A 20,142-nucleotide genomic window follows, 5' to 3' on the forward strand; every position below is an offset into this window, starting at 1 on the left:
TTGAGCAAGTTACACTATGATGATTTGATAGGTTCTTTATAGACTAAAATCTATCTTTCATAATCCAAGCAACCAAGTCAGCAAAGTGATCAAATGCCTCAGTCGGATTTAATTCGCGAATATCTTGCCCATAGTTATAACCATAAGACAGGCCGAGCGTGTCCATATTGGCGTTCTGTCCAGCCAACATATCGTTCCTAGAGTCCCCAATCATCACTGACTGCTCGACACTAAAGTTGAGAGTCTCACAGACGTGTAGTAGGGGCGTTGGGTCTGGTTTTTTGACAGCTAAACTATCACCGCCCATCACTTCACTAAACAAATCTTGCCAGCCAAACGACTGCAATATCTTCGGTACAAATCGAATGGGCTTGTTGGTGACTAAAGCAAGCGTATAGCCAGCTGCATGCAACCTTTTGAGTCCGTCATCGACATCTGGATAGGCAACGGTTTTACTACCACTAAGATTCTTATAAGCCTCAAAAAATATTTGCTCTGCATGATCGGCTTCCTCAACCGTTAGCTCACCTTCTGCTACTTCCACTTTACCAACCAACGCGCGCTCTACGAGCAGGCGTGAGCCATTTCCTATCCAGTTACGTATCGTCTCGATAGGGTAGGTGTCTTTGCCTAATGTGGTTAGCATGGTGTTGGTGGCGTCGGCCAAATCAGGTACGCTATCAATGAGCGTTCCATCAAAATCAAAAATTAAAAGCTGCTTGTTCATTGTTCCTCACTATTGAAAATCGTTATATTTATTATATTGGCCATACCTTAGCACAGTAGCGTTCTGAGACCAGTCAATTTAGTTACCTGTTGTGCTTAATGTCTTGAGCATTAGCATCTATTCGACATCTTTATAGCGTTCACGATGCTCTTTTTTCATTCTTAAGTAATCTTTGTTCTCACGGCATTCATCCCATTTAACTTTAAAGATTCGTGCGGATTCTGCTTTAACTGGGTCTTCCTCTTGTCGTGGCAACTCTTCGCGACCATGAGCGCCGCTTTGACCTTTTTTATCATCGGGTACCGCGCCTTTATATTTTTTGCCACCTTTATGATTGGCATAGCGACGAGCGCGGGTATAGCCCATTTGAATAAACTTGCGCGCCATATCTGCGCCGACGAAGTCATCGTCAGCCAAGTAATCTAAAAACATCTGATAGATAGCCTCACTACTCTCGCGGGCGATATCGGGAGTCGCAAAGCGCCAATGAGGTAAAATCTCAGACTTATAAGGCTCTACCAGTAATACGCCTTGCTCACCGCGACCGACACGGTACAACTCAGGCTGAGCGCGCAAATCCAAACTCTTATAATCCAAGTCGTAATCAAACTCTCTCATATCTGCCACCTAGGCTCTGTACTATGATGGGTATCTATTCATTCATAGTTACTGAGTATACTGAGCCAAGCGGTGTAGAAAAAAGCACATAAATGTTATGCAACCGTGAGTAAAGCGAGCGATGAGTATAAATAACAGACATAAAAAAAGCCCCAAACATTGCTGTTCGGGGCTTTTTAGAATCTATTAACGAATGGTGGCTCGAGGCAGGATCGAACTGCCGACACACGGATTTTCAATCCGTTGCTCTACCTACTGAGCTATCGAGCCGTCTTCGTTGAGGCGCTATTAAACTAAATATAGGCGCTTCTGTCAAGCTGTTTTTGCATTATATCTGATAAAAGGCGATAAATAATTAGATATTAGTAAAATTAACCGTTTTAGCACTTAATTTAGTCTTTTACACGCAATAGTTCGTACTCGCTCATGATACGGTGAATATCAGCGTCCGCAGGGGCAAATTCACGTACGCCTTTTCTAACTTCGCAATCATAGACCAGTTTAATAAACTTGGCATCGATAGCACGTTTACGATTCTCCGGATGCACCGTGAGATATTGCAGGCGCTTAGCATTGGTCTGCCCGTCATCAAAGCAGGCGACCGCAGCGATAGGCTTATCATTGAACATACCGACATAGAGGTACTGTCCACGTTTAAACCCTTGCTCAACAAGATTTAATACCTCGAGACCGTCAGGCTGTGCATCATCACTATCGTACAACGCCTGCAAACGCTCTGCTAGCTCATTGTCGCGAGCAGGTTTTTTGATAAGTGGCGCATCCAAACTGTTAATGGCGATCGCTTCTAAAGGCATAGCAGTTCCTATAAATAGAGGGTTTCTATAGTATAAATAAGCAGTATGAGACAGCACAATGTCATAGCGTGCAGTGCCGTAAGTAAGGGTCTTCAAAGTCGGCGCGAGTCATGATTGATAATACTGAACACACTATTTTAGCAGAATGAGGTGATTTTGTGCGTGGTTTACCGCTTGGTCGTGGCAGTAAATGTTAGGGTTTGCTATGATGAGGCTATATAATATTTAGTATGTATAAACCCTAATATATTGATATCTTTTGTATATATCATTTTTTAATACATTTTTTGCTAATGTCTGACCCAGACACTAGTAAAATATTTTGGGCAGGTTTTTGCCTTATTTATTGACCGCTTTTCACTGATAAAACCTGATAGAGAGTAGCCATGACAGCCAATGCAACGACGACTGCTGCCACATCTGAGCAAACTGAGTCAAAAAACGTAAACCTATATGGTCGCCCTGAACGTATCGCGACCGTTGAACGTATCACTGCCGAAACGCAAATCACTTGTACCGTTAATTTAGATGGTACAGGTAAAGGCACGGTAGACACTGGCGTACCATTTTTAGATCATATGATTGATCAAATCAAGCGTCACGGTTTGTTTGATTTAGACATCAAATGTACCGGTGATACCTTTATTGATGACCATCATAGCGTCGAAGACACTGGTATTACCCTTGGTCAAGCGTTCAATAAAGCATTGGGCGATAAAAAGGGCATTCGTCGTTATGGGCACTTTTATGCGCCGCTAGATGAGTCATTGACCCGTGCTGTCGTCGATCTGTCAGGTCGTCCTGGTTTGCATATGGATATCCCATTTACGCGCTCGCACGTCGGCCGTTTTGATGTTGATTTGTTCAGTGAGTTCTTTTACGGGTTCGTCAATCACTCATGGATGACGGTGCACTTAGATAATCTAAAAGGCAAAAACAGCCATCATCAGATCGAATCAACCTTTAAAGCCTTTGCTCGTGCGTTACGTATGGCCTGTGAGTACGATGAGCGTGCGTTGAACACCTTGCCATCGACCAAAGAGGCTTTCTGAGGCGCATTTAAGGCTCTTCTACAAGGTTACTCAAAAGGGCCAGTCAAGCGTGGCATACTGGTTGTACAGCCTGCGCTTGACTTCCTTGTAGCAAAACCTTATCTACACCTTAGTAATAGCCAACAATATAAACGGTCAATAATATAAATAGTACAGTAGTCAAAATATTTAAAAATGAGAACCAATCGATGACTAAAGTAGCACTATTAGATTATGGTATGGGCAACCTGCACTCTGCTAGCAAAGCCCTATCGGTAGTCGGGGCAGAAGTCTCTATCACCAATGATCCAAAAGTCGTTGCGGCGGCTGATAAAATTGTCTTCCCTGGTGTGGGTGCGATGCGTGATTGTATCGCTGGCATGCATGAGGCAGGCATTGATGAAGTGATACGGCATGCAGTATTTAATAAGCCCGTTATGGCCATCTGTGTGGGCATGCAGGCGTTGTTTGAGCAGTCAGCTGAAAATGGTGGCACGGACTGCCTAGGCATCTTAAACGGCACTGTAGAAGCGTTTGACCCTACGTGGAAAGACAAGCAGGGTGCGACGATAAAAGTACCGCATATGGGCTGGAATACCATCAGCGGTATGGATTTTGACCATCCGCTCTGGCACGGTATCGAAGACAATGCGCATTTTTACTTTGTGCATAGTTATTACTGTGAGCCTGCCGATAGCTCACAAGTAGCGGCGGTATGTGACTATGGTCAACCGTTCTGCGCCAGTGTGATCCAAGACAATCTATTTGCCACCCAATTCCATCCAGAAAAGAGCCATACTGCTGGCTTGCAACTGCTCAAGAACTTCGTAGAGTGGAATGTGTAAGTAGGCGATAAACGTGAAGTGAATATTTAATTTAGTAGAAGGTAGATTATCAATTGTATAATCTGCCTTTTTTATGCTCAGCCATCACTTTGTAGCTGCTATTCTTCAGCTATTATAGTTTAGCCATCATGGTTTAGTGATACGCTCAGTTATTTTCTACTCGCTTATATTTGGAATATCTCAGTGGATTTTACTGCCTTTAAAATGAATGTTGTGGAAACAACTGGCCTTGCCAAAGATGCCTTACATATCTATGTCGGTGTTGGTGTTTATCTGCTGTGTCTGGTTGCGCTGCGACCTATTATCAAAAGCCAAGGTATTCGATCATTTATCGCTCTGATCGTCGTAACTTGCATTGCGCTGTTGGGTGAGTATCTGGACAATCGAGATACAATTGAATCGCTTGGCTTAACTGGCTTGAGCCGTGATCAGATACTCGCGAGTATCCGTGATTTGATTAATACTTGTATGCTGCCGTACGTGCTTTTTGCGCTGAATAAGTGGACGACTATATTTCGACCAACCAATAAATCGACTTCATTGACCAAGCGCCACAAAAAAACGGACTATTAATCAGTCCGTTTTTTCGTTTTGCTATTTGAATTTATAACTCTAACAGCTCATCTTATTTTTTGGCTTCATCATACAGCTCACGTACGACTTCACCAATCGCTTTGATACCATCAGTCAATGTCTGCTCATCCGCAGCGATACTCATGCGGATACACTCGTGCGCATGTTGATAATCACTAACATCGACACCAGGGAAGAAGTACTCACTTGGCACAATAAGCGTGCCTTTCTCTTTTAGGCGCTCGTATAGATCCAGCGTGCTAATCGGCAAGTCTTTAAACCATAACCATAAAAATATCGCGCCTTCAGGCTTATGAATGACCAAAGGATAATCGCCCAAGGCTTCTTTTAATAGCTTCACCGCGAGTGTCGCCTGCTTTTGATAAAACGGCTTGATGTCGTTATCAGATAATTGCTTAATACGATCGTTTTCTACCAATGGCGTGGCAATCGCTGCACCAAAGCGTGTCGGTGCTAGATTGACCACGGCATTCATCGCACTGACCGCTTCGATTACTTTGGCATCGGCCACGATAATACCAGTACGCATACCAGGCAAACCAATCTTCGACAGACTAAAGCACAGAATCGTATTGTCATCCCACGTCAGATGCGCGTCAGAGTAGATGATATTGGGGAAGGGCATACCGTAGGCATTATCAATAATCAGCGGTATGTCATAGCGTTTGGCAATCTCGGCCAAATGCGCCATTTCGTCATCGGTCAGCACGTTGCCAGTCGGATTGGTCGGGCGTGAGCAGCAAATCGCTCCAATACGACCTTCCTTTAGTGCTGGCAAGTTCTCTAACGCGTCAAAATCGACACGATATTTAAAGAAGCCTTCCTCACCATCATGCGTCACTTCATCGATATGCGGTAATACGGCGGTGAAATGCTGACCTTCGACATGCACGTCGCTATAGCCGATATACTCAGGGGTCAATGGCAGTAGAATGGACTTGTCGACAGATTCGTTATGCTCATCAGTGAACGCACCGCCAAACAGATTAAACAGATAGAAAAACGCATTCTGTGAGCCATTGGTCAGGGCGATGTTTTCTGAGGTAAGGTTCCAATCATAATGACGGTTAAAGAAGCCAACTAACGCATCGATAAAGCCAGCATCACCTTGTGGGTTAGAGTAGTTCGCCATGCTAATAATCGCGCTGCTATTGGGTACGCCCGCGTCGTTATCAACACCTAGCGCCTTATATGTCTCCAAAAATAACTCATTAACGGCATCAATTTTGGCAGGGTTACCACCGCCCAGCATGTTGACTGGCTGATCGCTTTTTAGCGCGTCGCCCAGATCATCCATCAATTGTGAGATGCCAGTGGGCTGGGTGAATTTTTGACCGAACTTTGAGAATTTCATAAGGCTACCATGCTGTTTGGGAGGGTGTTATAAGAAGGAATTTGATTGATAAAAGTTAGGCTAGTATAGCAAATGAAGACTAGGTAATCCCCCCAATAAATAAGCAAACTGCATGGCTGATATTGGGTTATATACCTATACGCAATATGAAGTAAAAAAACGCCTTCTAAATAAATAGAAGGCGTTTTAAATTCGGGTTTCAAGAGCTGAGTTTTTGTAGCTAATCCTGTTTTATGCTTGTAGTTGGCAGTCTGTAGCGCTACTGTATCTAAGTACAGTAGCGTTCCAATGTTCGAGCGATCACTCCTATTCAAGGTGCTGTAAGCGCCATAGTCTAGAAGCTATCGCTGCAATCTAGGCTAAAACGCTCCCTAAGGTGACTATTATTAAATGGGCAAAGCTTTAAGAAGGAATAGGTAACATCTATAACTCAATAAAAATATTAATCAGATAATTTTTTATCTATATTTCTACTATTATGAAACCTCTGCAAATCATAGAATTTTTGATGGTTATATGCTTTTATATCTTCTAGTATGCTCTTATGTTTACTGAATAATTCATCAATATAATCGACTTTCTTTCCTTCATTGTTAATATAGTATTGTCTGAAGCTTTCAATACTAAAAATATCTTTACCATTTTCGTCAGTATAAAAAAAGAGATTTAGATTAAAAATCAACTCCTTAATTACATTTAAACTGCATGTATCAGTATTGTTATCAACTTCATGTATTTTTTCAAAAATAGTAGAATCTATAATATCTTCTAAATATTTTTCCAAGGATATATCATACCTTCGTTCATTTCTCTTTGTAGTAATTAGTTTACACTCAACCTGCTCTTCACTTTCGCTATCACTTTTATTCAAATAAGCGTTAATAAGTTCTTCTTTAGATATATTTAATGAGGATAAGATACTCGAGCGATCTTTGTAGTACTGTCTATATGGTTCAAAAACAACTTCTTCTTCAGGAAGTATCTTTTGAGTATAAAACTCGTGAATGCTAGGTCCTGAATAATTATTACTTAGAACAACGTAGTACTGATAAGTTGAAAATAGTTCTACGTAACATACTAATACGTTTGGACTGAACACTGAATTAAATAATATCAAACTATGTGTAGGATAAGGTTGGAACTCAACTTTCTTATCTTCGATTAGCTTATCAATTATACCTAAAGGGTGAAAAAACATTACAGATGTAACATTTGTAAAGTGAGCAGTTTTGTCATTCTCTTCAATCTGAAGTACTAACTCTAATTTATCTCTAGGTATTCCATGAGATGAAGCGTAATTTACTGCTATTTTAGCTAAACCTTGCTTAAACGTGTAATTATCCATTCTAAAATCAAAAAAAGTTAATCCATATAAGTCTTCACAAATAGTTATTTTTGGTAAAGGTGAGTTAGGGTTTTGTTTTTTAAAATCATTTTCTACTTTTTTCTTGAAATGCTTAGCTACTCTCGAATTTGAGTAGATTGTTATTTCTTTACCATCTTCGCTATAAATCTCAAAAGGTTGATTGGGATATACTTTCCTATTAGACCAAGTTACACCTATATTTCTTTTATCTAATATTTCCTGAATTTCAGGAATGAAAGTTTGATGTTTACCTTTGATATTTTTTTTACTTATATCTTTTCTATGTCTTTTTATTCCCAATAGTACAGATGTTTGTTCAAATATTTTATTAAACTCTATATCTATATCATTATTAAGCTTGGACCCACAGCTTTCACATAGTATATCCTTGCAGGTAAGATTGCCCCCTATGGCCTGCTGAATTATATGTTCTTTGTGCTCCTTTACAGATGAATCATTGAATTCTAAACCGCATAGATAACATTGTTTCATGGAAAGTACCCATTAATATTAATTTATCTCTTTGTATGTTCAATCATATAGATATCAGAATATTTTATCCATATTTTTGCAAGTTCATCAAGATCAAGCTTATTGTTGCCTCTCTCAATGGTTAGGCTTCCATGCTTTTCTTTGTCATACGCAACTTTGTTTTCATGCTTCCAATGGTTTTCTAAATGAGTTTTCTTGTGAGGAACAGGATATTTACCACCCCAAAGTATGTATTCAGTCAATACTCTTAGTATTTCTTTCTCATCAGTTGTTAGTCGAATGTGCGCCGAATTAGCAATCTCAACTAACTGATGGGTAGCAGAAAATGCAAGCTTTCGTTGCATAGCAATTGCTTTAAATAGCAACTCGAAAGATAAGCCCATAAGCATCTTATAAGTCGACCAACATTCTATGGCATGACCATTATCCATCGCCTCCCACAAAACCCTAGCAGATGTAAATAAGTCGCTGGCCTTATTATGCCAGTGTAATGAGTTTCTACTTAAGTTTTCAAACTGATACTCATAAGGATCCATATAGTTTTATCCGATAGGTTTTTGTTAAAATTTAAATATAGGTTCTAAAATTAAAGCTGGAGTTTAAACCTGACGTAGATTGGAGGAGCGGATTAGCCCTGATTATCGCGGATATACTTTATACAGCATAAAGTAAAAGACGCTTGGATAGGAGTGTTATCGTTTAGTCGGGAAGTAAACAAACCTTAGTGCCTGCCCCTGTGCTATTCAATATGGCAGCAAAAGCAGTATTAATTTCTTACCTTCAAATCATCGCCCTGACCCTAGCCATAATCCCGCGTCCAATCACCAGTCTCACATAAATAATAGCAATGGCAAACAGCAATACCATTAATGCTGCACCGCCAATAGCTAGACTCGTCCAAGGCACACTAAACTGTAGATTAAACCATTGCGTGATGGCCGCCCATGCACCCACGCTGGCGATGACAACTGCAAATGTCGCCGCGCTAATCCCAAGCACACCCAATTCTAAAATATTGAGCATATACAGGTCGCGCTTTTGCATACCGAGCAATCTAAATGATGCGCTGTCTTTCATACGATCTTGCGAGGTAGATAGTAGCGAGCTAATTAGCACCATGACCCCAGTGAGCAGGGCAAGCAAAGTGAATACATAGACCAAGCGGCTCATTTGTACTACCAGCTCTTGAATTTGCTTCGCAATAGCAGTGCCATCGATCGTAGTAACCGCAGGGAACTCGCGTACCAGTCTGCCTTGTAGTTCTGGAATGGCATCTTCTGATACGTGGGCAGTAGCAAACTGAATCTGCGGGGCAGCGGACAGCACAGACGGTTCAAATAAGAAATAGAAATACGGGCTTGGGCCACGCTCATAGCGCGTGCGAATACTGGTGATTTGCCCGATGATTTCGATACCCTGAATATTAAAGCGCACCTGATCACCCATACCGACATTGAGCATACTGGCAGCAGTGTCCAAGATAGACAAGGGTTTGATTTGCTCATTTGTCGCATCGATAGGGGTATATAGCGCATCATCTGTGAGCGATTCAGTGATGTATTCTGTCTCCATGACCGTATCTGCATAGCTCAAGTTAAAGACACGCGTGGGATCATCAAACCCATCAGCAGGCTCGATATCTTTTGCCGCCACATCATTTGCCGTTTCCACACGGGCACGAATGACGGGATAATAAGTGACGGGCGCCTCAATGATCGCATCAATATCATCATGCTGATCGCTCTGCACATCGAGCAAAAACAGATTGGGCGCGTCTTCAGGATAAGCATTGATAAACTGCGCATTGATACTGTGATTGAGTGTGGTGATAAGCGTCAGCACCGCCACCGATAGTGATAAGGTGACAAAGAATAACGCTGATTGGTTGCCTTTACGCGCCAGATTATGAATGGAGATACGCTGCATCCAACTGACCTTGGTATTACTTGCCAACTTGTTGAGCAGCCAGAGCCACCCACGTGCCAATAGCCAAAATATCGCCACAAAGCCAATCAAGCCGCCCAATAACTGTGCGCCTAATGACAGTGAGCCAACTTCATAGGCAAAGAAGGCATACAGTCCTGCCAGCACCAAGCCATACCATAGTAATGGCGTGCGCCGATACCAAGGCAAGTTTTGTGTTTGCGTACTCGCCCCTTGATTGAGTAGGGTAGCGGGTTTGGTTGTGCTAAGCGCGCTCAAACCACGCTGCGCAATCAGTAACGTCAGGGCTAAAGCAATCACAATGGTTTTAATAGCACTGATTGGATTGATGGCTAGACCGACATCGGCAGGCAAGATAGCCACCAGATATGGCTGGCCGATTTTGAGTAAGCCCAGACTAAGAGCAACCGCTGCGATACAAGCAATGACAGTCGTTACGATAAGCAGCTGATAATAGCTACGTTTGAGTGAGCCAAGCGGTTCGCCTAACGCCAAGCGAATGGCATTATTGGACTGCTGCTTGCTGACAAACGCACTAATGACGCCGTACATGGCGACCGCAGATAGTAGTAACACCGCGATGACCAGCAGTTTTAAAAACATCAGTACATTATCAGAGATACGCGAGACCGAGGTATCTGCAGACTCTGCGTCAGAGAGCTCGATATCAGGATAATTGGTCAGGATATCTGTGAGCTTGTCACGCTGCGTGGTTATCAGTTCTGAGTCGCCTGCTATCTCGATACGATAGTTTATACGGCTACGTTGACCCAATAGGTTGGTTGACGGAAGTGCATCTTGTTTCATCAACACACGCCCACCAAAACCAAAGGTAGTCAGCGGACGGTCAGGCTCTTTGGTCAGTACATCACTGATCGTGAATTGCGCATCGCCAATAGTGATACGGTCGCCGACATCGGCCTGTAGACTACTGAGCACTTCTGGCGCGACGATCACACTGTCAGATGTTAGCTGATTCCACAGTGGCTGTCCTGAAGCAAGCTCCGCTGTGCCGTATAGGGGATACGAGGGCGAGACGGCTTTAACGCTGGCAAGCAAGGTTTGCTCATCGTTGACCAGCATGGCGCTAAACTGATAGTCATACACGGTCTGTGTATTAGGGAGAGTTTCTACCTGTGACAATACTTCGCTTGGCCAGTCTTGTTTACTGTTTAGGATTAGATCCCCACCAACGAGCGCGCGCTGATTGTCATTGATGTAGCTATCGACAGACTGCTGCACAGAGTCGAGGGTCAGGTAGGTTGCAAGCGACAAGGTCAAAGTCAGTAGAAACAACACAGGATATACCCAGCGCTGCCACCAGCTACGGCTGAGTGCTTGCGAGCCTAGGGTACGGGTAAATAGTTGACTAAGGATGCCGCTGGGATAACTGGACTCTTGATGCATACTGGTATCAGTTTTTTCTGTATCAGTCGATTTGTTGTCTGTGGGCTTACTATTCATTAAGATACAATCCAGTTATTCATGTAGGTACAATGCGGCCGTCATGCATGGTGATGACGCGATCTGCCATCTCGGCAAGTGCAGGGTCATGAGTCACGACCACCAGTGCCGAGCCAACCTGTTGGCGTAAGTCCAATAGTAGCTGCATGACTTGATCGGCATTTTGCTCGTCTAAGTTGCCCGTTGGCTCATCTGCAAACACAATCTTTGGATGCGATACTAGCGCACGTGCCACCGCTGTACGCTGCTGCTCACCACCTGACAACTGATTTGGTAAGCTGTGACGTCTATGACCTAAGTCGACCGCATCTATCAGCTCGTCTACTCGTGCTAGGCTTGGACGTCTGGCAATATCAAGTGGAAAGGCAATATTTTCAGCGACGGTTAGTGTGGGCAGTAGATGAAACGACTGAAAGACAAAGCCCATATCTTGCTGACGAATGACGGCTAGCGCATCTTCGTCAAGATTGCTAAGCATTTGACCTGCCAGCGATACCGTACCGCTATCGGGATAGTCTAGCGCGGCAAGTAGTCCTAACAAAGTAGATTTACCCGAGCCTGATTTACCCATGATGACCACAAACTCGCCAGCATTAACGTAGATATCCACGTCTTTGATGATGGACAGGGTTTGCTCACCGACTTGCACTGTTTTATTTAATTGTGAAGCGGTCAGTAGAGCTTGTGTCTTAGCGTCTGCTTGTGGCGTTGCTGTGGCAGTCGAAGATGATGATGTCATTACCGTGTCTCGTTTAATGGTCTCGTTAAATAGTCTCATTTGTCGTATTTTTTGTCGTGTCGTCTTGAGCAGTCGTAGCTGTGTTATCGGTATCGGCTGTTTTTAACTCTTGTAGTTCTTCTAGCTTCGGTTCTAGAATGGGCAGGATATTGTTATTAACGATAATCTCATAGCCTTCTTTGGTTGGATGAATCGCATCTGCTTGGTTAAGCTCCCGGTCACCGCCGACGCCCTCTAAGAAAAACGGAATGAGCGTTAGATTCATGTCTTTCGCAATACGAGGATAAATGTCTGAGAATGCCGCAACGTATTCACTGCCTAGATTGTCATAGATCGACATACCGCCTAAGATGACGACACTACCATTGTCTTGCAGGTGCTTAACCGCAGTACGAATATTGGCTTCAATGGTCGCTACATCGATACCGCGTATCGCATCGTTAGCACCAATAGTCAATATGGTGATGTCGGGTTTGGTTTGCGACACCCAGTCCAATCGATTGACCAATCCCGTACTGGTTTCACCGCTTAGACCTGAGTTGATAACCTTGGCATTAGCGTAGCCCATCTCTTGTAGACGATCTTCTAACTGAGCAGGATAGTTGTCGTCTTTGTCCACTCCCAGACCTTCTGTCAGGGAGTCACCAAGCGCTAAAATAGTCAGTGATGAGGATTTGACCTGTTGATCAGTTGTTGCTGCGGTTTCAGCTGCTACTGGAGCAGTGCTGGCTTGACTGTTAGTCGCTTCAGTACTGGTACTCTGCGTATCATCAGCAGATGTCGTTTCAGCTTCTTTTTGACAGCCACTGATAGCCATTACAACCGCGAGCATAGCGATAACAGGCAAGCGCTGAGCAAAACGTGAGGGAAATTTCATCATGGGTGTTATGTCCTATATGCAATCAAACCAGTGTATAGTCAAATCCTATCTAAACCAGATACAGTATCAGTCGGATAAATCGTCAGGCTCGTTCAGTCTACGATTGGTAGTGCTTTTACTCGTCTTCCTTTTATCCAGATTACATTGAGTATCCAGCTTATATTAAGTATCTAAATTATATTGAACTGACTATAGCAAAATAAGACAGTGACCTATATTGCCCTAAGGTTAATTTAAGGCCGCTTTATTGCGCGTTAGCAATCATAGCCTTGTAGACCACAAAAACTGATAGAAATGAAAGCTGATAGCAATCAAATATATTTGCCATCGACCATCACTGGACGACTAACAAGCCAAGCAATCACGACGTTGACAATCATCAGTATCAGCATAATAAAAAGCGGCATACTCCAACTACCAGTCATTTCATGTAGCCAACCTGTACCCAATGGGCCAAAAAACGCAATGACATAACCAACTGCTTGAGCCATGCCAGACAGCTCACTTGCCTGATTGGTCGTATAGGTGCGCATAGAGAACAGCATCATGCTCAAGGTAAAAATTGCTGAACAGCCCATGCCCATCATACCTGACCATAGCCATGCCAAATCAGTCGATAGATAGCTGACACCCAATATACCAACGACGTTTAGCACAGCAGCAAATACAGCCAATGCTTGAATAGGTCGGCCGCGATTGACCAACCAAGTTAAACTTAAGATAGAAACCGGTGCCATAAACTGAAATACAGAGCCCATCTGTCCAGCACTGACGGCAGATAGTCCCTTACTGACCCAAATCGAGGGTAGAAAACTGGCAACGGTGTAAAACAATAATGACTGCAATCCCATAAAAATAGCAATCTGCCACGCAAAGGTGGTGCGCCACATAGAGATATCAGAAGAACCTAACGCCGCAGGGATAACGGCTTGATGATTGGATGAACCTAAACGCACACGTAAAAATAGCCAGATGACAAAGGCAAAAACACCCAGTATCGTCCAACCACCCAATGCCCACTGCCAACCTACTTGCTCCGATAATGGTAGTACCACGCCTGCGACGATACCTGCTGCTGTGGTCATCGTTAAGCTAAACAATCCTGTAATCAACGGAATATGTTGCGGGGTACGCTGCTTAATGACAGGTGCTGCTAAAGTATTAGCGAAGCCAATGGCGAGGGTAAGTAATAAAGTACCAATTAAAAACCCACTCCACGTCGAGATAGCGGTACGGATAATCATCCCTACCGTCAATAGCCCAATCATGGCAATCAGTGTATTCTCTAGCCCGAATCGCTTACCAATGGTCGGGGAAATCAGTGCACCAACAGCAAAGCTCAGCATAGGCACTGCTCCTAGCCAGCCTATCTGAAACTCAGAAATATCAAGCGCGTCCTTTACCACTGGAGCGATAGAACCTAGCGCGACGATAGGCGCACGCATATTGGTGGCTAGTAGAACCATGGCACACAGTACCAACCAAAAGGTAAAGCGTGAGGAGGGCAGGCTAGAGGAAGCAGATAGATTGGACGAGGTAGACATAGCAGCACAACGATGACAGCGAAAAAGAACACGTTATTAGACAGCGCCAAGAAATCGCCGCTTATAAAATAACACCAGAGAGCATTTACCCAGACACGTACCTAAACGGTAATCGATATCTTAAATGCGACCGAAAAATATATGTAGCGCGTAAGACATACAATTTGCTTAACTGGCTTTGCTAAATTGGCAGGCAGCTTAGTCAAAATGTATGGGTGGTTACTTCGAGTTACGGCTTTAGAACAGTGATAATAAAAGATGGCGATAATAAGGAATCTTAAATAAGTAGTCTTATCGCACAATAAAAATAGCGCCAAGTCACCTTTGAATGACTTGACGCTATTATAAGAACATATGTCAGGTAAATGCTACCAGCGTATGGTAACCAATAGGCTATTAAACCGATTTACCCAATTGAGCAGCTCTTAATGCATTCTCTTGTTGTTCAGCGATTAGTGAATCGCACTTATTGGGATCATTACCACAAAACGAGCAATTTTCATCGCCCATCAATTTGGCAACACCGCCACAAGATCCTCTAAGCGGCTTTTTTTTGACCATATAACCGACGCCCATAAAAATAAAGAATAGGACAAATACGGTGAAAGTAATGGCAAGCATAGGAAGCAGTTGGCTAAGCATAGAGGAAACCTCATTTTAAAAAATAGGGCAGTTATTAGTAGTACTGTCTAAGTTCATGACAGCTAAACACCGTTAATAACAACTGTATAATAGTATAGCAAATTTTAGTGCGGCTCGTTGAGCGTTAACGTATTCTCTTGTTTCACATCTATCACTTACCAGTGGCTTTTAAAATGTGCCATCTAGAGCTTGGAGAACGTTTAGAGCTTTTTATCAGCACGTAACGCTTTCATCGCTGGTGTCTGTACCACTTGCCAATCGTCAATGTTATCGTCAGCAGCTTCGTTGGACATATCGTCAGAACCCTTTGCTTTTACATCGTCAGCTAGTACCAAGAACATAGCCGCTAGATTTTGCGTTTTAGCGACGTCTAGTGCTTTGTGATAAGGCATCGCGGTAAGGGCAGTTGCCCACGCATCTGCCAACGCGACAGAGTCCGCTGCGACAGTGACTGAAGGTGCACCACCTGCAATAGGGTTGCCCGTTGTCGGGTCGATAGTATGGCTATAGCGTTTGCCATCGAATATGACAGAGTTGCGATAGTTGCCAGAGGTCGCTAGATGCATTTGGCTAGCCGTGTTTTTGGGTTGACGAATAGCAGATATGGTCTGACGTTCGCTGACCGTACTGCCTTTAATAGGGGCGTCAATCGCAATTTGCCATGGCTGCTGCTGGTTGTTCACACCAGAGGTGGCAATTTCACCGCCGATCTCAACCATATAATTACGAATTTGATAATCATCTCTCAGCACATCAGCAATGACATCGACGCCATAACCTTTGGCAACGGCAGAAAAATCTAAACCAACGCCATCTTTGGTTTTATAGATGGTGTCGTCTTTCTTTATGATGCTCTCAAAATCGACCAATGCTTTGGCTTGCGCAATCTCAACGGCAGTCGGTGGACTTTGTAGTCGCTCGACCGTCATGGTGCTCCCAAAGCCCCACGTGTTTACGAGTGGCATAACAGTAGGGTCAAAAGCACCGCCTGATTGCTGATAGACAATTTGCGAGACATCTAGCACACGACTAAAATCCGCATCGATAGTGATAGGTTTGTCTTTGCCCAAACGATTGAATGTAGATATCGTTGAGTCGTTTTGATAAGTAGACATGCTATCGTTAATTTGTTTTAGGCGCTCGTCTACCGCAGCTTGTATGGCAGCTTCGTCCGCATCATCAGGCAATTGATAGCTAATATGGTAGCTCGTCCCCATCGTCTCACCGATCAGATAGTTATAGTCTGGGGTTTGCTGGCAAGCGCTGAGACCTAAAGTACTAACAAGGCTGACGACGCTTACTAAGGTAAGGTGCAGAGATTTTTTGGAAGATAAGCTGGATATAGTGTTTTTCATAATATTTTCGGTATCGCGTAGAAATGAGTAGGGTGTAAAACAAGCCACGCTTATTTTACACCCCTTGAACCCAAAAATACCAACGAAGGCACCATTCAGCGACAATTCGTTCGGTTGAGTAGCTTATTTCACTTGTGACTCACGTATGAGCTTATAGAGTTTTGGCGGAGAGACGCGGTTGACTCGTGTGGCCAGTTTTTCTATGCGACCAGCGACGATGATATATTCATCCCCTTTAGTGAGCGCCTTCACGACTTGTTTAGCAAAATCAGTCGCAGTAAGACCGTTACTGGTTGATTCGTCCATCGTACCTTGTGCGCTACCGTCACCAGTCAACGCATTGATAGAGATATTAGTCTGAATAAACCCAGGGAATATCGTGGCTACTTCGATACCTTGGTCATGTAGCTCAGCACGCAAACTATTTGCCCACATATGCAGCGCTGCCTTGGCTGCCCCATAAGCACCTCGATATTGTGTACCCAATAAACCTGCCACACTCGAGACCATCACGACTTTGCCGCCGCCTTGTGCGATCATATCAGGCAACGCCAGTCTAGTAAGACGCGTCTGAGCAAAGTAATCTATTTCCATGATTTGGCGTTCAACTTCTTCAGCCGTGTCCATGATGAGCGAACGCTGACTGATGCCGGCATTATTAATCAGCCAATCGATCTTTCCTGCTTGAGCTATTGCCATCTCATAAGCGGATTTTGCTTGACTGGAATCACTGATATCAAAGGGAATGACAATATGTGTGTCAGCACGCTTGCAGCGTTGTTTGACTGTGTCTAATCTGTCCTGATCACGTCCACTTAAAATAATCCGAGCACCTTTTTTGGCAAAGGCTATGGCAAGGGCTTCTCCAATACCGCTAGAGGCACCTGTAATCCAAATGGTTAGATCTTTGTATTTCGTTTTCATAAGAGTCCTTTCTTAATATTTAGAGCGTTCATGATATAGGATAGCAATGCTGATCTACCAGTTAGATTTGTAGTCTCAACAACCACAATGATTGCTAAAAATCACACAAAAAAAGAGCCTCAATTGAGACTCTTTTACATACACTTTTAAGTTTATCTGGCGGGGTTATTTAACCACCGAAATCATCAAGCATGATGTTTTCGTCTTCTACGCCCAAGCTGTGTAGCATATCGATCACAGCAGCGTTCATCATCGGTGGCCCACACATGTAGTATTCACAGTCTTCTGGGTTTGGATGATCTTTCAGATAGTTTTCGAGCAACACGTTATGGATAAAGCCTGTTGGACCTTCCCAGTTATCTTCTGGTAATGGGTCAGACAGAGCCACATGCCATTCAAAATTGTCAAACTCTTCTTCTAGCTGATCGTAATCTTCAACATAGAACATTTCACGAATCGAGCGAGCACCATACCAGAAACTAATCTTACGGTCAGTATTCAAACGTTTGAGCTGATCAAAGATATGTGAGCGCATTGGAGCCATACCAGCACCACCACCAACAAAGATCATTTCAGCTTCGGTCTTCTTGGCAAAGAATTCACCATAAGGACCTGAAACTGTCACTTTGTCACCAGGTACTAAGCTAAATACCCATGAAGACATTTTGCCTGGTGGAATACCGTCAGGACCACGTGGCGGTGGACTTGCGATACGGATGTTAAATTTGATGAGGCCTTTCTCTTCAGGATAGTTGGCCATTGAGTAAGCACGGATAACAGGCTCATCAACTTTTGAGACATAGTTGAAAATGCCGAATTTTTCCCAGTCTTCTCTATACTCTTCATCAACCACAAAGTCTTTGTAGTGCACTTCATGCGGTGGCGCTTCCAACTGTACATAACCACCAGCGCGGAAGTTTACTTCTTCGCCTTCTGGAATTTTTAGTACCAGCTCTTTAATGAAGGTAGCAACGTTATCGTTAGAGATAACTTCACATTCCCATTTCTGTACATCAAAAAACTCAGGGTCAATCTCAATTTTCATGTCTTGCTTAACAGCTACCTGACAAGCTAAGCGCATGTGATTGCGGATTTCACCTTGAGTAAAATAGCCTTCTTCGGTGGGCAAAATAGAACCACCACCTTCAATAACGCGGCAACGACACTGCGCACAAGTACCACCACCACCACAAGCTGAAGATAAAAATATACCTTCGCCCGCTAGCGTTTGTAGTAGTTTGCCGCCAGCTGGTGTCACCACATCATTATCGGGATTATCATTAATATGGATAGTGACATCGCCTGAACTGACCAGTCTTGAGCGCGCCGCCAAAATAATAGCGACGAGGCCCATGATGATCAAGGTAAACATAGCAACGCCACCAATCGCCGTAGCGTAATCCATGGTAGGTATCCTTAATCTATGGGGTAGGGGTGTGAGGGCATAATCTATGCTGTACCCAAACCTCTACCGAATAAATGAATTAAATAAGTCAAATAGCTAATGAAAGCTTTGAGCTTAGCGGTTTAGATGGACATACCACCGAACGACATAAAGCCGAGCGACATAAGACCAACCGTGATAAAAGTAATACCAAGACCACGCAGCGGTGCTGGAATGTCTGAGTATTTTAGCTTTTCACGGATACCCGCCAATGCTGTAATAGCAAGTGCCCAACCGAAGCCTGCACCCACACCATAGACAACAGATTCACCAAAGTTATAGTCACGCTCAACCATAAATAGTACACCACCTAAGATGGCACAGTTTACGGTGATTAGTGGTAAGAATACCCCAAGCGCGTTATATAGACTCGGTACAAACTTGTCCAAGAACATCTCTAAGATCTGTACGGTGGCTGCAATCAAACCGATATAACTTAGCAATCCTAAGAAGCTCAAGTCGATATCAGGGAAACCTGCCCATGCTAGCGCACCATCTTTTAGGATGAACTGGAATAGTAAATTGTTTAGTGGAACGGTAATTGCCATCACGACAACAACCGCAACACCTAGACCAATCGCTGTAGAGACTTTTTTGGATACGGCCAAAAAAGTACACATACCTAAGAAGTAGGCAAGCGCCATGTTCTCAATAAAGACTGAGGTTATAAATAAACTAACATAATGTCCCATTAGTGACCGCCTCCATGTGCCATGCCTTTAGACTGCGGCTTCATTACAAACTCAGCTTCTTCAACTTGTTCTGGTTTCCAGATACGGACAACAGCGATGAACAAACCAATGATAAAGAACGCTGATGGTGGTAACAGTAATAGACCGTTTGGTATGTACCAACCGCCATCAGTAACTGGCTGTAAAATCGTAATACCGAACCAAGTACCAGCACCTAATAGCTCACGGATAGTTGCAACGAATAGCAATACTGCTGAGTAACCAAGACCGTTACCAATACCGTCTAAAAAGCTTGGGATTGGTGGGTTGCTCATAGCAAATGCTTCAGCACGGCCCATAACGATACAGTTCGTGATGATCAAACCAACGAAAACTGACAAACCTTTACTGACGTCATAAGCAACTGCTTTTAGTACCTGATCAACCAAGATAACCAACGAAGCAATAATCGTCATCTGTACGATGATACGAATGCTTGATGGAATCTGCTTACGGATGATTGAGATAAAGAAGCTTGAAAATGCCGTTACCAAAGTCAATGCCACACACATGACCATAGCATTAGCCATGCTGGTGGTGACAGCCAATGCCGAACAGATACCAAGGATCTGTAGGGCAATAGGGTTATTATCAAAGATAGGCGTGGTTAAAATGCTTTTAGTGTCAGCCATG

At 43.5% G+C, this 20,142-nt stretch carries 19 protein-coding genes and 1 tRNA gene; 3 read left to right on the top strand and 17 right to left on the bottom strand.

The genetic code is table 11. The features are described 5' to 3' along the window. Window positions 1-43: 43 nt before the first annotated feature. The 4 genes from JMY00_RS10750 to JMY00_RS10765 all read right to left on the bottom strand — a co-directional run bounded on the left by JMY00_RS10750 (window position 44) and on the right by JMY00_RS10765 (window position 2,160). The gene (locus JMY00_RS10750) at window positions 44-727 is read right to left on the bottom strand and encodes a phosphoglycolate phosphatase (protein WP_102091081.1); all 684 of its coding nucleotides are present in this window, start codon (window positions 725-727) and stop codon (window positions 44-46) included. A 117-nt stretch (window positions 728-844) separates the two neighbouring features. Continuing rightward, window positions 845-1,345 carry a DUF4385 domain-containing protein gene (locus JMY00_RS10755; RefSeq protein WP_201580150.1) on the bottom strand — a complete coding sequence of 167 codons (501 nt, stop codon included), beginning with the start codon at window positions 1,343-1,345 and terminating at the stop codon, window positions 845-847. A 194-nt stretch (window positions 1,346-1,539) separates the two neighbouring features. Further along, window positions 1,540-1,615: transfer RNA gene (locus JMY00_RS10760), tRNA-Phe, on the bottom strand. Between the two features lie 122 nt (window positions 1,616-1,737). Next, complete coding sequence (locus JMY00_RS10765) at window positions 1,738-2,160, bottom strand: hypothetical protein (protein ID WP_201580151.1); 423 nt, start codon at window positions 2,158-2,160, stop codon at window positions 1,738-1,740. 386 nt (window positions 2,161-2,546) lie between these two features. Between JMY00_RS10765 and hisB the strand changes: the two genes are divergently transcribed. From hisB to JMY00_RS10780, 3 genes are all read left to right on the top strand, one after another. Then, window positions 2,547-3,212 (top strand): imidazoleglycerol-phosphate dehydratase HisB, encoded by a 666-nt coding sequence (gene hisB / locus JMY00_RS10770; protein WP_240990732.1) that lies wholly within the window; start codon window positions 2,547-2,549, stop codon window positions 3,210-3,212. Window positions 3,213-3,400: 188 nt separating this feature from the next. Further along, window positions 3,401-4,036 (top strand): imidazole glycerol phosphate synthase subunit HisH, encoded by a 636-nt coding sequence (gene hisH / locus JMY00_RS10775; RefSeq protein WP_057762687.1) that lies wholly within the window; start codon window positions 3,401-3,403, stop codon window positions 4,034-4,036. Between the two features lie 204 nt (window positions 4,037-4,240). Then, window positions 4,241-4,609, top strand: coding sequence for a hypothetical protein (locus tag JMY00_RS10780; RefSeq protein ID WP_218870062.1), 369 nt, complete (start codon window positions 4,241-4,243; stop codon window positions 4,607-4,609). A gap of 52 nt (window positions 4,610-4,661) precedes the next feature. Here the strand turns inward: JMY00_RS10780 and JMY00_RS10785 are convergent, their stop codons facing one another. The 13 genes from JMY00_RS10785 to JMY00_RS10845 all read right to left on the bottom strand — a co-directional run bounded on the left by JMY00_RS10785 (window position 4,662) and on the right by JMY00_RS10845 (window position 20,141). Then, window positions 4,662-5,984 (bottom strand): valine--pyruvate transaminase, encoded by a 1,323-nt coding sequence (locus JMY00_RS10785; protein WP_201580152.1) that lies wholly within the window; start codon window positions 5,982-5,984, stop codon window positions 4,662-4,664. 442 nt (window positions 5,985-6,426) lie between these two features. Next, entirely contained in the window at window positions 6,427-7,842 is a 1,416-nt protein-coding gene (locus JMY00_RS10790; RefSeq protein WP_201580153.1) for an HNH endonuclease, read from the bottom strand. 23 nt (window positions 7,843-7,865) lie between these two features. Continuing rightward, window positions 7,866-8,378: a hypothetical protein gene (locus JMY00_RS10795; protein ID WP_201580154.1), complete on the bottom strand. Its 513-nt coding sequence runs from the start codon at window positions 8,376-8,378 to the stop codon at window positions 7,866-7,868. A gap of 244 nt (window positions 8,379-8,622) precedes the next feature. Then, the gene (locus tag JMY00_RS10800; protein ID WP_240990733.1) at window positions 8,623-11,250 is read right to left on the bottom strand and encodes an FtsX-like permease family protein; all 2,628 of its coding nucleotides are present in this window, start codon (window positions 11,248-11,250) and stop codon (window positions 8,623-8,625) included. A 19-nt stretch (window positions 11,251-11,269) separates the two neighbouring features. Continuing rightward, on the bottom strand, window positions 11,270-11,989 hold the full coding sequence (locus JMY00_RS10805) for an ABC transporter ATP-binding protein (RefSeq protein ID WP_201580155.1): 720 nt from the start codon (window positions 11,987-11,989) through the stop codon (window positions 11,270-11,272). 25 nt (window positions 11,990-12,014) lie between these two features. After that, window positions 12,015-12,869 carry an arylesterase gene (locus tag JMY00_RS10810; RefSeq protein ID WP_201580156.1) on the bottom strand — a complete coding sequence of 285 codons (855 nt, stop codon included), beginning with the start codon at window positions 12,867-12,869 and terminating at the stop codon, window positions 12,015-12,017. Window positions 12,870-13,180: 311 nt separating this feature from the next. Beyond that, window positions 13,181-14,413 carry an MFS transporter gene (locus JMY00_RS10815; RefSeq protein WP_201580157.1) on the bottom strand — a complete coding sequence of 411 codons (1,233 nt, stop codon included), beginning with the start codon at window positions 14,411-14,413 and terminating at the stop codon, window positions 13,181-13,183. A 396-nt stretch (window positions 14,414-14,809) separates the two neighbouring features. Further along, on the bottom strand, window positions 14,810-15,055 hold the full coding sequence (nqrM, locus tag JMY00_RS10820) for a (Na+)-NQR maturation NqrM (RefSeq protein WP_057762175.1): 246 nt from the start codon (window positions 15,053-15,055) through the stop codon (window positions 14,810-14,812). 200 nt (window positions 15,056-15,255) lie between these two features. Further along, complete coding sequence (locus JMY00_RS10825; protein WP_201580158.1) at window positions 15,256-16,410, bottom strand: FAD:protein FMN transferase; 1,155 nt, start codon at window positions 16,408-16,410, stop codon at window positions 15,256-15,258. Between the two features lie 123 nt (window positions 16,411-16,533). Next, window positions 16,534-17,334, bottom strand: a complete 801-nt coding sequence (locus JMY00_RS10830) for an SDR family oxidoreductase (RefSeq protein ID WP_201580159.1) — start codon at window positions 17,332-17,334, stop codon at window positions 16,534-16,536. Window positions 17,335-17,503: 169 nt separating this feature from the next. Next, entirely contained in the window at window positions 17,504-18,739 is a 1,236-nt protein-coding gene (nqrF, locus tag JMY00_RS10835; protein WP_201580160.1) for an NADH:ubiquinone reductase (Na(+)-transporting) subunit F, read from the bottom strand. 122 nt (window positions 18,740-18,861) lie between these two features. Then, window positions 18,862-19,470 (bottom strand): NADH:ubiquinone reductase (Na(+)-transporting) subunit E, encoded by a 609-nt coding sequence (nqrE, locus tag JMY00_RS10840; protein ID WP_011281361.1) that lies wholly within the window; start codon window positions 19,468-19,470, stop codon window positions 18,862-18,864. Beyond that, window positions 19,470-20,141 (bottom strand): NADH:ubiquinone reductase (Na(+)-transporting) subunit D, encoded by a 672-nt coding sequence (locus JMY00_RS10845; protein WP_057762168.1) that lies wholly within the window; start codon window positions 20,139-20,141, stop codon window positions 19,470-19,472. The genes nqrE and JMY00_RS10845 overlap by 1 nt, the downstream gene beginning before the upstream one ends. Between the last annotated feature and the right edge of the window lies 1 nt (window position 20,142).

Origin of the sequence: Psychrobacter sp. Pi2-52 (assembly GCF_904846705.1) — a bacterium.
GTDB lineage: Bacteria > Pseudomonadota > Gammaproteobacteria > Pseudomonadales > Moraxellaceae > Psychrobacter.

Coding starts and splice junctions, on each gene's coding strand:
- JMY00_RS10750 (WP_102091081.1), bottom strand. CDS start 727: ATGAACAAGCAGCTTTTAATTTTTGATTTTGATGGAACGCTCATTGAT.
- JMY00_RS10755 (WP_201580150.1), bottom strand. CDS start 1,345: ATGAGAGAGTTTGATTACGACTTGGATTATAAGAGTTTGGATTTGCGC.
- JMY00_RS10765 (WP_201580151.1), bottom strand. CDS start 2,160: ATGCCTTTAGAAGCGATCGCCATTAACAGTTTGGATGCGCCACTTATC.
- hisB (WP_240990732.1), top strand. CDS start 2,547: ATGACAGCCAATGCAACGACGACTGCTGCCACATCTGAGCAAACTGAG.
- hisH (WP_057762687.1), top strand. CDS start 3,401: ATGACTAAAGTAGCACTATTAGATTATGGTATGGGCAACCTGCACTCT.
- JMY00_RS10780 (WP_218870062.1), top strand. CDS start 4,241: ATGAATGTTGTGGAAACAACTGGCCTTGCCAAAGATGCCTTACATATC.
- JMY00_RS10785 (WP_201580152.1), bottom strand. CDS start 5,984: ATGAAATTCTCAAAGTTCGGTCAAAAATTCACCCAGCCCACTGGCATC.
- JMY00_RS10790 (WP_201580153.1), bottom strand. CDS start 7,842: ATGAAACAATGTTATCTATGCGGTTTAGAATTCAATGATTCATCTGTA.
- JMY00_RS10795 (WP_201580154.1), bottom strand. CDS start 8,378: ATGGATCCTTATGAGTATCAGTTTGAAAACTTAAGTAGAAACTCATTA.
- JMY00_RS10800 (WP_240990733.1), bottom strand. CDS start 11,250: ATGAATAGTAAGCCCACAGACAACAAATCGACTGATACAGAAAAAACT.
- JMY00_RS10805 (WP_201580155.1), bottom strand. CDS start 11,989: ATGACATCATCATCTTCGACTGCCACAGCAACGCCACAAGCAGACGCT.
- JMY00_RS10810 (WP_201580156.1), bottom strand. CDS start 12,869: ATGATGAAATTTCCCTCACGTTTTGCTCAGCGCTTGCCTGTTATCGCT.
- JMY00_RS10815 (WP_201580157.1), bottom strand. CDS start 14,413: ATGTCTACCTCGTCCAATCTATCTGCTTCCTCTAGCCTGCCCTCCTCA.
- nqrM (WP_057762175.1), bottom strand. CDS start 15,055: ATGCTTAGCCAACTGCTTCCTATGCTTGCCATTACTTTCACCGTATTT.
- JMY00_RS10825 (WP_201580158.1), bottom strand. CDS start 16,410: ATGAAAAACACTATATCCAGCTTATCTTCCAAAAAATCTCTGCACCTT.
- JMY00_RS10830 (WP_201580159.1), bottom strand. CDS start 17,334: ATGAAAACGAAATACAAAGATCTAACCATTTGGATTACAGGTGCCTCT.
- nqrF (WP_201580160.1), bottom strand. CDS start 18,739: ATGGATTACGCTACGGCGATTGGTGGCGTTGCTATGTTTACCTTGATC.
- nqrE (WP_011281361.1), bottom strand. CDS start 19,470: ATGGGACATTATGTTAGTTTATTTATAACCTCAGTCTTTATTGAGAAC.
- JMY00_RS10845 (WP_057762168.1), bottom strand. CDS start 20,141: ATGGCTGACACTAAAAGCATTTTAACCACGCCTATCTTTGATAATAAC.